Raw genomic sequence first — 12,787 nt, 5'->3', positions numbered from 1 at the left:
TCGAGCGGTAGGAGAAATCGCTGGTGCTGAACGGTGCGACGGGGCGACGATCGACGCGTGACCGCACCCGATACTCCGACGACCACACCCGTCGAGCGCGCGCGGGTGGGGGCGCCCCGCCCCCGGCCGCGCCCCCCGCGGCCGCGGCGGCGGCCAGCCACCACCACCGCGACGCGTCGTCGCCCCGGCCCGTGGTCGTGACGAACGGCATCATGACGCCGAGCGTCGCCGCGCCCAGCAGCGTCAGGCCGACGAGGTCCAGGCGTCGCCGGCCCCGTGCCGTGCGCGCGTCGTCGAGCGGTGGACCGGGCACGAGCCGCCACGCGAACGGCAGCAGGACGGCGACGACCGGGAGGTTCACGAGGAACACCCACCGCCATCCGTCCTCCGAGCCGGCCGCCGCGATGATGAGGCCGCCCAGCAGCGGGCCGAGCGCCGTCGAGACGCCGATCGTCGCGCCGAACATGCCGAACGCCCGGCCGCGCTCGAACCCCGAGAACTGCTGCTGGATGAGCCCGACGACCTGCGGGTTGAGGAGGCCCGCGCTCACGCCCTGGAGCAGCCGCGCGACGCCCAGCCACGTGTCGGTCGGCGCGAGCCCGCACGCGAGGCTCATGAGCGCGAAGCCCACCAGGCCCGCGATGAACAGCGCGCGCCGGGCGCCCGCGTCACCGAGGCGGCCGGCCGGCACCAGGGCGAGTCCGAACGCGAGCGTGTAGCCCGCGACGACGAGCTGGAGCTCGGTGGGCCCCGCGTCGAGCGACGACTCGATCGACGGCAGCGCGACGTTGACGATCGAGACGTCGAGCGTCGTGACGAAGCCCACCGCGAGGCAGACGGGCAGCACGCGCCAGCGGTTCGGGTCCGGTTCGGCGCGCTGCGGGCTCACCGCTCCGTGGTACCACCCGGGCCCGGGGCCGCGCGCGTCGGGAGCCGTGTCCGGAGCGCGCCGAGATCGGCCGGAGCGTCCGAGATCGACCTTCTGGAGGTCGATGTGGCGACGCACGGGCCGATCTCGCCGGGGTGCGTCCGGCGCTGACCTAGGGTGACGCCGTGTCCTTCGACCGCTACGGCTCCGACGTCCTCGGCGGCACGCCCGCCCCCGCCCACCACCGCGCGCAGCCGGTGTCCCGACCGCAGCCCGCCGAGCGCGGGCTCGTGGTCGAGGAGGTGCAGACCGGCTGGGTCGGCGCCGTCGTACGGGTCGAGAAGTCGGGCGGCATGCACGTGGTCGTGCTCGAGGACCGCGCCGGCCGCACGCGGACGTTCCCGCTCGGGCCCGGCTTCTGGGTCGACGGCGAGCCGGTCGAGCTCACCGCGCCCGTCACGTCCCGCGCCCCCGCCGCGCCGACGCGGACCGCGTCCGGCTCGCGGGCCGTCGTCGGGCAGCGGGCGCGCGTGGCCCGCGGCAGCCGCATCTGGGTCGAGGGCAAGCACGACGCCGAGCTCGTCGAGAAGGTGTGGGGCGACGACCTGCGCGTCGAGGGCGTCGTCGTCGAGCCCCTGCACGGCGTCGACGACCTCGCGGCGGCGCTCGCGGACTTCGGCCCGACGCCGCAGCGGCGCGTGGGCGTGCTCGTGGACCACCTCGTCCCCGGGAGCAAGGAGCGGCGGATCGCCGACGAGGCGCTGCGCCGCTCCCCCGCGGGCACCGTGCTCGTGCTCGGGCACCCGTACGTCGACGTGTGGCAGGCGGTGAAGCCCGCGCGCGTCGGGCTCGAGCGCTGGCCCGTCATCGAGCGGGGCACCGAGTGGAAGCGCGGCATCCTGCGCGAGCTCGGCTGGCCCGCGGACTCCGCCGAGGACGTCGGCCGCGCGTGGCAGCGCATCCTCGGCACCGTCCGCACGTACGCCGACCTCGAGCCGTCCCTGCTCGGCCGCGTCGAGGAGCTCATCGACTTCGTCACGGCACCCTGAGCGGCTGCGTGCCTCGGCGGCCGTACGCACCGCGCCCCGGCACCGACGAGTCGGAACCGGGGCGCGTCAGGGGTCCGGCCGTCAGGCGGCGGGCACGCCCCCCGTGAGACGGCGGTAGGCGAAGCCGACGGCGACGTAGCTCAGCGGGATCGTGACGAACAGGCCGAGGCCGCACGGGATCGCGCCGAGGATGTTGATGCCGAACAGCGCGAGCAGGAGCAGGAACATCTGGCCGAAGTTCTTGGCCACGAGCGAGAAGCTCGTCCGGACCGCCGTGATCGCGTCGACGCCCTGGTCGAGCGCGACGTAGTAGACGAACGCGGAGAAGAGCAGCACCGCGAGGCCGGGCAGGATGCACAGGAAGAGCCCGACACCCGTGAGGATGCCGACGATCAGCGCCGCGAGCAGCACGTTGACGACGTTGCCGATGCGGAAGAACGCCGCGACGTCCGGGCGGCGACCGTCCACCTCGTCGAGCGCGCCGCGCGTGAAGAACGCGGTGATGAGGTAGCCGATGACCGTGCCGACGATCGAGAGCAGGACGCTCGTGAACGTGATGCCGCTGACGGCGGCGAAGTTCGTGTCCGTGAAGTCGTACTGGTCCTGGAACTGGTCGAACCCGCCCGTGATCCAGCTCCAGGCCACGTTGACCGCGATGAAGATGAGCGCGACGAGGATCCACGGCCCGAGGTTCGAGGTGACCCTGCGCCAGCCGTAGGAGATCGCCTCACCCACCGCGAAGGCGGGTCCCGTGTACCCGGGCTGGGCGCCGTAGCCGCCCGCCCCCTGGGGATAGGAACCCGGCGGCGGCGGGTAGGCGCCGGACGGGGGCGGGTAGGCGCCCGGCGGCGGGGCGGCCGGTCCCGGGGACGTGGGGTCGCCCGGCGCGCCCGCGGGTGCGCCGTACGCTCCGGGCGCACCGTACGCGGGCGGGCCCGACGGCGGCGCGGCCGGGTCCTGCGGGGCACCCCAGGCCGGCGGGCCCGACGGCGGCGCGGCCGGATCCTGCGGCGTCGCCCCACCCGGGCCGTACGGCGAGGCCGGAGGCGTGTCGGGGCCCGTGGGGGGCGGGCTCGCAGGCTGGTCGGGCGCCGGACCGGCAGGCTGCTCCGGGGTGCCGGAACCGTCCGTCGGCGTCGGCTCGTCGTCGCGGGGCGGCTGACCGCCCGGGTTCGTGGGGTCCGTCATGATGCACCTCGTTCCTCGTCGTCACGTGCTGCGGGCAGCACGCGTCCTCGACGTGCTCGGTCCTATCTTGGCTGCTCAGAGGCCTGGGCGCGCGGCGAGCGCCGCGGCGCCCACCCTCCTCAGACGGGCTGCTCGGCGTTGAGGCGGCGGTACACGTACGCCGTCGCGATCTGGGCGACCGGCAGCGCGACGAGGAGGCCGACGTAGCACAGGAGCGTCCCGACGAGCTGCGCGAGGTACACGCCGAGGAACAGCAGCACGACGGTGCCGAGGTTCCTGCTCACGACGGTGAAGCTCGCCTTGAACGCGTCGAAGACGCCGAGCTTCTTGTCGATGACGTAGAACAGCGTGAACTGGGCGAAGAAGACGAACACGATCGGTCCCACGATCGTGATGGCCAGCACGCCCGTCGCGAGCCCGATGAGCAGGGCGGCGAGGATCACGGTGCCGAGGTTCGGGTACCGGAAGAAGTCCGCGTACTCGAGCTTCTTGCCCCGGGTGACCAGGAGCGACACGTTGACCACGGCGGCCTGGACGAGGAACCCGAGCACGACGAAGACCGCGACGAACAGGAACGTCCCGAACCCGAACGCGAACCCGCCGGCGGTGCTGACCTCGCCCGTGACCGGGTCGACGGTCGTCTGCGCCGTCCCGACGAGGATCGCCCAGAAGGCCACCGACAGACCGGCGAGAACGGCGACGTACGTGAGGACGCCGCCGAGGATGACCCCGACGTTCTGCGTGAACCTGTTCCAGCCGTAGGAGAAGGCGTCCTGGACCTGGATCGTCTGCCCCGGGTAGCCAGGCTGCCCGTACGGCGCCCCAGGCGGCGGGTAGCCGGGCTGCCCGCCGTACGGTGGCTGCCCCGGCGGCTGCTGGCCGTACGGCTGTGCGGGCGGCGGCCCCGCAGGCGACGGGTACGCGCCTGCCGGCGGAGCGCCGTACGGCTGACCGGGCGGAGGCCCGGCCGGGGGCGGGTACGCACCCGTCGGTGGGGCGCCGTACGGCTGACCGGGCGCCGGCCCGGCGGGGGGCGGGGACGCGGACGGCGCGGGTGCAGGCGGCGGCTGCGGCGCGGTGGGCTCGGTCGCGGCGGGCTCCTGGCGCGGGACCGACGGATCGGCCGCCGCATACGGGTTCTCGGGCGCCGGGGAGGCGTCCGACGGGAGCTGTGGCTCGTTCTCGTCGCGCGGCGGGCCGCCCGCGGTGCTCTCGCTCATGGGTCTCCTCGGTCGGTCGACGGGCCACGGCCGAGCCGCCCCGCGCCGGATGTGGACGTCGTGTGTCGATCGCACATTTCGCGGTCGTGCTCCACCTTGTCGGGATTCCGGCGACGGCGCTAGAGGAAACGCCGGGCGGACCAGCCCGTACGGCAGAAGTCACCCGGTGCCTCGACCCGGGCGGGGTACGGCACGACGGCCGCGGAGGAGTCAGCGGGTCGCGGAGCCCAGCGCCGCCGCGCGGGTGAGGCCGTCGACGACGACCGCCGTGTACGTCGTCGCGCCGGCGTCCGTGGGGTGCACGCCGTCCGGGCCGAGCACGGTGGGGTCCGCGGCCGCCGCGGCCGACCAGTCCGCGACGACCACGCCGGGGTGCCGTCCCGCGGCGGCGACGATCTCGGCGTTGGTGCCCGGGACCCACGGCCGGTCGGCGTACCCGGTGACGAGCACGACGCGGTGGTCGGGTCCGATCGCGGCGAGCAGCTCGTCCATCGCCGCGGCGCTCGCGGTGCTGTTCGTCCCGAGGGAGACGACCACGTAGGGCCGCAGCGCGCCCGCGTCGCGCGCGGCGGCGACCGCCGCCGGTCCGTCCTTGACCTGGCGCGAGACCGCGCCGTCGACGTAGGCGCCCGGGAGCGCGGACAGCAGCGCGGGCGCGCTCGCGAGCGTCACCGAGTCGCCGACGACGGTGACCTGGTCGCCCGTCGGTGCGGCGACCGGCGCTGCCAGCGCATCGTCGGACCCGGGCTGCGGTGCGGGCGAGGCGGCCGGGTCCGGTCCGGCTCCGTCTGCCGGTGCCGCCCCCTCCGGGGCGTCCGTCTCCGGAGCGGCCTCCGCCGGGGCGTCCGACGCGGCCTGCGTCGCCCGCGCGGCCTGCTCCCCCGCTGCGATCTGCTGCTCCACGCTCGTCGTGGCGGGTGCCGTGACGACCCCGGCGGCGGAGAGGCCGACGACGAGCGCGCACGACGCCGCGAGCGCCCAGCCCCGGCGGGAGAGGACGCGCGGGCCGGCCTCGTCGGACGCCGGCTGGAGCCGGCGCGCGAGGTCGCGCGCCGCGCCGCGCAGCCCGCGCCGCAGGACGGGGCGCTCGACGTACCGGAAGGAGAGCGCCGCCGCGACGACCGTCACGACGAGCGTCACGACGACGACCACCGGGTGCACCGTGCCCGGCGGCACGGGACCGACCACGGTCCCGAGCGAGGCCGCGGCGAGCACGAGCACGGGCCAGTGCCACAGGTAGAGCCCGTACGACCGCCGTCCGACCCAGCCGAGCGGGCCGCGGTCGAGCTGTGTGCCGAGGCCGGGTAGGCACACGACGGCGTTGAGCACCGCGGTCGCGGCGACGGCGCACACGAGCAGCCCGCCGCGGTAGGCGAGCGCGTCGTCCCAGCGCATCGTCGCGACCGCGGCCCCGAGCACGACCGCGCCCGCCACCCCGGCGACGAGCACGGCGAGCCGGCCGCGCGCCGTGCGCACGCGCGGACCGCCCGGCAGGAGGGCGTGCACGTCGGCGCCGGACCGGGCGTCGCCGTCGGGCCGCTGGACGGCGCGCACGTGCCAGAACGCGAGCGCCGCCCCGGCCATGAGCGCGAAGAGGTGGGTGTCGGTGCCGACGTAGACGCGCGTCGGGTCGGTGCCGGGCGCGTAGAGCAGCGCCATGAGGGCCGCGGACGCCAGCCCCAGACCGACCACGATCCACGGCGCCCGACGGCGCAGGGGCCGCACGACGCTCAGGAGCACGACGGCGAGCGGCCACAGGAGGTAGAACTGCTCCTCGACCGCGAGCGACCAGAGGTTCCCGAAGAGGTGCGGGAGCAGGGCTCCCGAGTACGTGGCGCCGCTCGCGACGTCGACCCAGTTGCTCGTGAACGTCGCGGCGCCGAGGAGCTGGGGGCCGATGCCGACGAGGACGTCGCCGCCGACGACCGCCGCGACCGCCGTGCACACCACCACGACCAGCCCGAGCGCGGGGAGCAGGCGGCGCGCCCGGCGCGCCCAGAAGGAACGCAGCCCCACGTGGTGCCGGTCGCGGTGCTCGCGCACGAGCAGCGTCGTGATGAGGAAGCCCGACAGCACGAAGAAGACGTCGACCCCGACGTACCCGCCCGGGAAGGTGGCAGGGGCGAGGTGGAACGCGACCACGACCACGACGGCCAGCGCCCGCAGCCCGTCGAGCCCCGGCATCCGGCGGTAGCGCACGGTCGGGCGTCCCGGCCGTCGACCCGCGCCGGGAGCGCGCACGTGCCCGACGACACGAGGCGTCTCGAGCGTCGGGCGGCCGACCCCCGCAGGGGTCGTCCCGGGTCGAGATGCCTCGTGGGTCGTCGTCACTCGTCCGTGATCTCCCGTACCACCGTGTCTGCCAGCAACCGTCCGCGCAGGGTGAGCACCGCACGTCCCGCGATCGCCGCGCGGCCGTCGAGGAGCCCGTTCGCGACGAGCCCGGCGACGGCGCGCCGTCCGGCCGGGGACAGGACCGCGAGGTCGAGACCCTCGTGCAGCCGCACGCCGAGCATGGCCTGCTCGAGCCGGCCCTCGTCCCGCGTGAGGAGCTCGCGTCCTGCGGCGGGGCTCGTGCCCGCCTCGAGCAGCGCCGCGTAGCGGCGCGGGTGCTTCACGTTCCACCATCGCACGCCGACCCTCGCGTCCCGGACCGACGCGCCCGTGTCGTCGGTCACGGTCGTCGGGCCCGCCGCCGGACCGGTCGGCGCGTGCGCGACGGCCGACGGCGCGGCGACGTACGAGTGCGCTCCCGGACCGACCCCCCACCAGTCGTCGCCGCGCCAGTACGCGAGGTTGTGGCGGCAGCGGTCGTCGTCGGTGCGGGCCCAGTTGCTCACCTCGTACCAGGTGAGCCCGGCGGCGGTGAGGAGCTCGTCGGCGAGCTCGTACTTCGTCGCCTGGTCGTCCTCGCTCGGCAGCGCCACCTCGCCGCGGCGCACCTGGGCGGCCATCTTGGTGCCCGCCTCCACGACGAGCGCGTACGCGGACACGTGGTCGACGCCGGTCGCGAGCGCGGCGTCGAGGCTCGCCCGCCAGTCGTCGAGGCTCTCCCCCGGCGTGCCGTAGATGAGGTCGAGCGAGACCTTCAGGCCCGCGTCGCGCGCCCAGCGCACGACGTCGGGGATCCGCCGCGGGTCGTGCGTGCGCTCGAGCGTCGCGAGCACGTGCGGGACGGCGGACTGCATGCCGAACGAGACGCGCGTGAACCCGGCCGCCGCGAGCTCCGCGAGGGACTCGGGCGTCACCGAGTCGGGGTTGGCCTCGGTCGTCACCTCGGCGTCGGGCGCCAGGCCCCACGCGGCGCGCACGCCGTGGAGCAGGCGCGCGAGGTCGCCCGCGGGGAGCAGCGTAGGCGTCCCGCCGCCGACGAACACCGTCGAGACCGGGCGCTCGGGCAGGCCCGCGTCGCGCAGGACGCGCGCCGCGAGGTCGATCTCGCGCAGCGCCGTGCTCGCGTACGACGCCTGGCTCGCGCCCCCGCCGAGCTCGGAGGCCGTGTACGTGTTGAAGTCGCAGTACCCGCACCGGACGGAGCAGAACGGGACGTGCAGGTAGACGCCGAACTCGCGCGACGCCGTCGGGCCCGACGTGCCCCCGCCGTCCGCGGCCGCCCCGCCCGCCGCGACCCACGCGGGGAGCGAGCCGTCGGGCGGGACCGGCTCGCCGTCGGGCAGGGCCGGGCTCACTTCTTGGACTTGTCCTTGGCGTCCTTGCCGCCCGCGGCGTCGGAGGAGAGCGCGGCGATGAAGGCGTCCTTCGGGACCTCGACGGACCCGATGTTCTTCATGCGCTTCTTGCCCTCCTTCTGCTTCTCGAGCAGCTTGCGCTTACGGCTGATGTCGCCGCCGTAGCACTTGGCGAGGACGTCCTTGCGCATCGCGCGCACGGTCTCGCGGGCGATGACGCGCGCGCCCACGGCCGCCTGGATCGGCACCTCGAACTGCTGGCGCGGGATGATCTCCTTGAGCTTGGCGGTCATCATCACGCCGTAGTCGTACGCCTTGTCCTTGTGCACGATCGCGCTGAACGCGTCGACCTGCTCGCCCTGGAGCAGGATGTCGACCTTGACCAGATCGGCCACCTGGTCGCCCGAGGGCTCGTAGTCGAGCGACGCGTAGCCGCGCGTGCGGGACTTGAGCTGGTCGAAGAAGTCGAACACGATCTCGGCGAGCGGCAGCGTGAAGCGCAGCTCCACGCGGTCCTCGGACAGGTAGTCCATGCCGAGCATCTGGCCGCGGCGGTCGTTGCACAGACCCATGACGGTGCCCACGAACTCGCTCGGCGCGAGGATGGTCGCGCGCACGACGGGCTCGCTGACCTGCTTGATCTTGCCGCCCGGGAACTCCGACGGGTTCGTCACCTTGACCAGCGTGCCGTCCTCGAGCGTCACGTCGTAGACGACGTTCGGCGCGGTCGAGATGAGGTCGAGGTCGAACTCGCGCTCGAGGCGCTCGCGCACGATCTCCAGGTGCAGCAGGCCGAGGAACCCGACGCGGAACCCGAAGCCGAGCGCGACCGACGTCTCGGGCTCGTAGTTGAGCGCCGCGTCGTTGAGCTTGAGCTTGTCCAGCGCGTCGCGCAGCACCGGGTAGTCGGTGCCGTCGATCGGGTACAGGCCCGAGAAGACCATGGGCTTGGGGTCCGAGTACCCGCCGAGGGCGTCCGCCGCGGGCTTCGCGGCGTTCGTCACCGTGTCGCCGACCTTCGACTGGCGCACGTCCTTCACGCCCGTGATGAGGTAGCCGACCTCGCCGACGCCGAGTCCCTTCGTGACGATCGGCTCGGGCGAGATCACGCCGATCTCGAGCAGCTCGTGCGTCGCGCGCGTCGACATCATGACGATGCGCTCGCGGGGGTTGAGGTTGCCGTCGATCACGCGCACGTACGTCACGACGCCGCGGTACGTGTCGTAGACCGAGTCGAAGATCATCGCGCGCGCCGGGGCGTCCGCGTCGCCCACCGGGGCGGGCACGCGCTCGACGATGCGGTCGAGAAGCACCTCGACGCCCGCGCCCGTCTTGCCGGAGACCTTGAGCACGTCGTCCGGGTCGCCGCCGACGAGGTTCGCGAGCTCCTCCGCGTACTTCTCGGGCTGCGCGGCCGGCAGGTCGATCTTGTTGAGCACCGGGATGATCTCGAGCTCGTTCTCCATCGCGAGGTACAGGTTCGCGAGGGTCTGCGCCTCGATCCCCTGCGCCGCGTCGACGAGCAGCACGGCGCCCTCGCACGCGGCGAGCGAGCGCGAGACCTCGTACGTGAAGTCGACGTGACCCGGGGTGTCGATCATGTTCAGCGCGTGCGGGGTCTCGACCCCGTCCGCGACGACCGCCCACGGCATGCGGACGGCCTGCGACTTGATCGTGATGCCGCGCTCGCGCTCGATGTCCATGCGGTCGAGGTACTGGGCGCGCATGGCGCGCGGCTCGACGACACCGGTGAGCTGCAGCATGCGGTCGGCCAGGGTCGACTTGCCGTGGTCGATGTGCGCGATGATGCAGAAGTTCCGGATCAGCTCGGGCGGCGTGGCCGCGGGCTGGATGCGGGTGCTCAGCTGGGCGCTGGGGATCGGGGACAACGCGGGTGCGCTCCTGGGAGTGGCGTGCGGGTCGGGCCGCGCGCTCGGGGGCGGGCGCGCCGACGGTCGCTCTCGGGCGGGCGGGAACGTCCATTGTCCCACGTCCGGCGTCGCGCACCCGCCCGCCCTGCGGGGCGCCGCGCGGCGACCTAGCGTGGAGGGTCCCGGCGGCACCGGGCCGCCCGGTGACGAGAGGAGCGCTCATGGCCCAGGACACCGCGCACCGGACCTCCGGCCCCGGCGGCCGGCGCGTGCTGGCGATCGTGACGAACTACGGCGTCGAGCAGGACGAGCTCGTGGTCCCGCTCGAGCACCTGCGCGGCGAGGGGGTGGAGGTCGACGTCGCCGCGGTGTCCGCGGACGACGTGCAGACCCTGGTGGACGACAAGGACCCCGGCCGCACCGTCACCCCGACGCTCACGCACGCCGACGCTGACCCCGCCGAGTACGACCTGCTGCTCGTGCCCGGCGGCACGATCAACGCCGACGCGCTGCGCCTGCAGGACGACGCGGTGAGCCTCGTGCGCGCGTTCACGACGGCGGGCAAGCCGGTCGCCGCGATCTGCCACGGCCCCTGGGCGCTCGTCGAGGCGGCGGCGGTCGAGGGCAAGACGCTCACGAGCTATCCCTCGCTCGAGACCGACGTGCTCAACGCGGGCGGGGCGTGGGTCGACCGGCCCGTCGTGCGCGACGACGACGGCTACACGCTCGTGACGTCGCGCAACCCGGGCGACCTCGACGACTTCCTGCGCGAGGTGGACGCGGTCCTCGCCGACTGAGCGGTCCTCGCCGGACCGGCGGTGCGTCCGGACGCGAGCCGGGTGCTGACGCGGTCCACCCGGCGCGGGCATACTCCCGCCATGGACGACGCCCTGGACCACCTCGCCCTCCTGTCCCGGCTCCAGGACGCGTTCCTCGCGGACGTCCCCGACGCCGACCCGGGCGCACCGGTCCCGGCGTGCGGCGACTGGCGCGTCCAGGACCTCGTCGAGCACGTCGGGAGCGTCCACCACTGGGCAGCGGCGCAGGCACGGCGTCGGCCGGAGACACCGCTCGAGGTCGGCCCGTTCGACCTCGCCCCGTTCTACGCCGAGCACGCGGCGGAGCTGCGCACGACGCTCGCCGCTCTCGAGCCGGACGCCCCGGCATGGACGCTCCTCGCACCCGACGACCCCGCCTCGACCGTGCGCTTCTGGCACCGCCGGCAGACGCACGAGACGCTCGTGCACCTGCACGACCTGCGCAGCGCCGGCGGTTCCACGGTGGACGACGTCGACCCCGCCGTCTGGGCGGACACCGTGGACGAGGTCGTGACGGTCATGGCGCCTCGCCAGGTCCGCCTCGGCCGCGCGGCGCCGCTCGCCCTGCCCGTCGCGCTCCGTGCCACCGACGCCGGGCGGTCGTGGGTCCTCGGCGACGGCGCGCCGGCAGCGACGGCGTCCGCACCCGCGCGCGTGCTCGCGCTCCTGCTGTGGGGACGGCTCGAACCTGCCGCGGCCGGCGTGGTGGTGGACGGCGACGCCGACGCGCTGACCGTCGCGCTCGCCGGGCGCATCACGCCCTGACCGCCCTGACCGCGGTGTGGCACGCCCGGTAGGGTGCGCGCGTGGCACGCAACCGATGGCTGGGACTACTCACCGACGCGGCACGCGCCGTCGTCTCCGGGCTCACGCGCTCGTCGCAGGGCTCGCAGGGCGGCACGGGCACCGCGGCGACGCGCGCGCCCGGGAGGGAGCGGACGCCGTCGGACCGGACGCCGTCCCCCCGCCCCGGCCCGCGCCCGACGAGCCCGGCCCGCCCCGGCGCTCCGGTACGCCCCGAGGGTGGCGGCGGCCGGACCGGCGCGTACCCCGGCGACTACGAGGGTCGCGTGCGCGCGCAGTACGCGCCGCGGCTCGACGGCGACCCGGACCCCGGGGAGATCGTCTGGACCTGGGTGCCGTTCGAGGAGGACTTCTCGCAGGGCAAGGACCGGCCGGTGCTGCTCGTCGGGTCCGACGGCGAGTGGTTGCTGGGCGTCATGCTCACGAGCAAGGACCACTCGCGCGACGCGCGCGACGAGGCCCGGTGGGGGCGCTACTGGCTCGACATCGGGTCCGGCCCGTGGGACACGAAGGGCCGCGACAGCGAGGTCCGCCTCGACCGGGTGATCCGGGTCGACCCCGATGCCGTCCGCCGCGAGGGCGCCGTCGTGGGGCGCGAGGTCTTCGACCGCGTGGTGGCAGGCATCTCGCAGCACCGCTGACCCCGCGGTCCCGGAGCGCGACAGGGGACGCGACACGGCGACCTCGCGGCGTCGTCCGGCGGGAACTCCTGCGGATTGGAGTTCGGGCCACGACCGCTGGTAGTCTTGGTGGTCGCGTGTCCGCCCAGGTCGGCGGGCACAGCCCCAGCACCTCTCCACGGGTTCCCCACCCCAGTCCCGGAGCTGGAGCCGCCCTCTACGACCTATCCGCTCGCTCCGGCGAACAGAACCAGAGAGTCCACACGTGGCAAACATCAAGTCCCAGATCAAGCGCATCCGTACGAACGAGAAGGCTCGCCTGCGCAACAAGGCGGTCAAGTCCGAGCTCAAGACGTACGTGCGCCGCGTGCGCGAGGCCGTCGCCGCGGGCGACAAGGACGCGGCGAGCACCGCGCTCCAGGCTGCGTCGCGCAAGCTCGACAAGGCCGTCTCGAAGGGCGTCATCCACGCGAACCAGGCCGCGAACCGCAAGTCGGCCATCGCGAAGGCCGTCAACGCTCTCTGAGCGCACGGTTCGCCCGCGCCGGCGTGACACGCTGAACGTCACGACGGCCGCACAGGCTTCCCACGGAGGGGGGGCCCCCCCCCCGCGGGGGCGGCCCCGCGGGGGGGAGCCCCCCCGGGGGGTACCGGGCGCGC

At 74.7% G+C, this 12,787-nt stretch carries 11 protein-coding genes; 5 read left to right on the top strand and 6 right to left on the bottom strand.

The window, feature by feature from the left end; genetic code table 11:
- A partial coding sequence (locus tag ACFWH7_RS19145; protein WP_378218948.1) for an MFS transporter occupies positions 1-889 on the bottom strand: 889 nt, incomplete at its 3' end.
- Positions 890-1,053: 164 nt separating this feature from the next.
- Here ACFWH7_RS19145 and ACFWH7_RS19140 point away from each other — a divergent pair.
- Positions 1,054-1,917, top strand: coding sequence for a DUF3097 domain-containing protein (locus tag ACFWH7_RS19140; protein ID WP_378218946.1), 864 nt, complete (start codon positions 1,054-1,056; stop codon positions 1,915-1,917).
- An 81-nt stretch (positions 1,918-1,998) separates the two neighbouring features.
- On the opposite strand, the gene ACFWH7_RS19135 is transcribed toward ACFWH7_RS19140, so the two are convergent.
- The 5 genes from ACFWH7_RS19135 to lepA all read right to left on the bottom strand — a co-directional run bounded on the left by ACFWH7_RS19135 (position 1,999) and on the right by lepA (position 9,903).
- A complete protein-coding gene (locus ACFWH7_RS19135; RefSeq protein ID WP_378218944.1) occupies positions 1,999-3,105 on the bottom strand; it encodes a DUF2189 domain-containing protein in 1,107 nt (368 codons plus the stop codon).
- A gap of 119 nt (positions 3,106-3,224) precedes the next feature.
- Positions 3,225-4,325, bottom strand: coding sequence for a DUF2189 domain-containing protein (locus ACFWH7_RS19130; RefSeq protein WP_378218942.1), 1,101 nt, complete (start codon positions 4,323-4,325; stop codon positions 3,225-3,227).
- A gap of 210 nt (positions 4,326-4,535) precedes the next feature.
- Complete coding sequence (locus tag ACFWH7_RS19125; protein WP_378218940.1) at positions 4,536-6,509, bottom strand: acyltransferase family protein; 1,974 nt, start codon at positions 6,507-6,509, stop codon at positions 4,536-4,538.
- Between the two features lie 143 nt (positions 6,510-6,652).
- A complete protein-coding gene (gene hemW, locus ACFWH7_RS19120; protein WP_378218938.1) occupies positions 6,653-8,014 on the bottom strand; it encodes a radical SAM family heme chaperone HemW in 1,362 nt (453 codons plus the stop codon).
- Complete coding sequence (gene lepA, locus ACFWH7_RS19115) at positions 8,011-9,903, bottom strand: translation elongation factor 4 (protein ID WP_378218936.1); 1,893 nt, start codon at positions 9,901-9,903, stop codon at positions 8,011-8,013. The genes hemW and lepA overlap by 4 nt, the downstream gene beginning before the upstream one ends.
- Positions 9,904-10,106: 203 nt before the next feature.
- Between lepA and ACFWH7_RS19110 the strand changes: the two genes are divergently transcribed.
- From ACFWH7_RS19110 to rpsT, 4 genes are all read left to right on the top strand, one after another.
- Complete coding sequence (locus ACFWH7_RS19110) at positions 10,107-10,682, top strand: type 1 glutamine amidotransferase domain-containing protein (protein WP_378218934.1); 576 nt, start codon at positions 10,107-10,109, stop codon at positions 10,680-10,682.
- 81 nt (positions 10,683-10,763) lie between these two features.
- Positions 10,764-11,468, top strand: a complete 705-nt coding sequence (locus tag ACFWH7_RS19105; protein ID WP_378218932.1) for a maleylpyruvate isomerase family mycothiol-dependent enzyme — start codon at positions 10,764-10,766, stop codon at positions 11,466-11,468.
- A gap of 41 nt (positions 11,469-11,509) precedes the next feature.
- The gene (locus ACFWH7_RS19100; protein ID WP_378218930.1) at positions 11,510-12,148 is read left to right on the top strand and encodes a type II toxin-antitoxin system PemK/MazF family toxin; all 639 of its coding nucleotides are present in this window, start codon (positions 11,510-11,512) and stop codon (positions 12,146-12,148) included.
- Between the two features lie 244 nt (positions 12,149-12,392).
- Positions 12,393-12,653, top strand: a complete 261-nt coding sequence (rpsT, locus tag ACFWH7_RS19095; RefSeq protein WP_047232984.1) for a 30S ribosomal protein S20 — start codon at positions 12,393-12,395, stop codon at positions 12,651-12,653.
- The last annotated feature ends 134 nt before the right edge of the window (positions 12,654-12,787 follow it).

The organism is Cellulosimicrobium cellulans (assembly GCF_042723955.1).
Taxonomy (GTDB): Bacteria; Actinomycetota; Actinomycetes; order Actinomycetales; family Cellulomonadaceae; genus Cellulosimicrobium; species Cellulosimicrobium cellulans_H.
The sequence above is the reverse complement of the archived record's forward strand: the minus strand, read 5'-3'. Positions and strand labels throughout refer to the sequence as shown.

What these genes read in the sequence shown, in the direction of transcription:
- ACFWH7_RS19135 (WP_378218944.1), bottom strand. Translation starts at nt 3,105, where the DNA reads ATGACGGACCCCACGAACCCGGGCGGTCAGCCGCCCCGCGACGACGAG.
- ACFWH7_RS19130 (WP_378218942.1), bottom strand. Translation starts at nt 4,325, where the DNA reads ATGAGCGAGAGCACCGCGGGCGGCCCGCCGCGCGACGAGAACGAGCCA.
- ACFWH7_RS19125 (WP_378218940.1), bottom strand. Translation starts at nt 6,509, where the DNA reads ATGCCGGGGCTCGACGGGCTGCGGGCGCTGGCCGTCGTGGTCGTGGTC.
- ACFWH7_RS19110 (WP_378218934.1), top strand. Translation starts at nt 10,107, where the DNA reads ATGGCCCAGGACACCGCGCACCGGACCTCCGGCCCCGGCGGCCGGCGC.
- ACFWH7_RS19105 (WP_378218932.1), top strand. Translation starts at nt 10,764, where the DNA reads ATGGACGACGCCCTGGACCACCTCGCCCTCCTGTCCCGGCTCCAGGAC.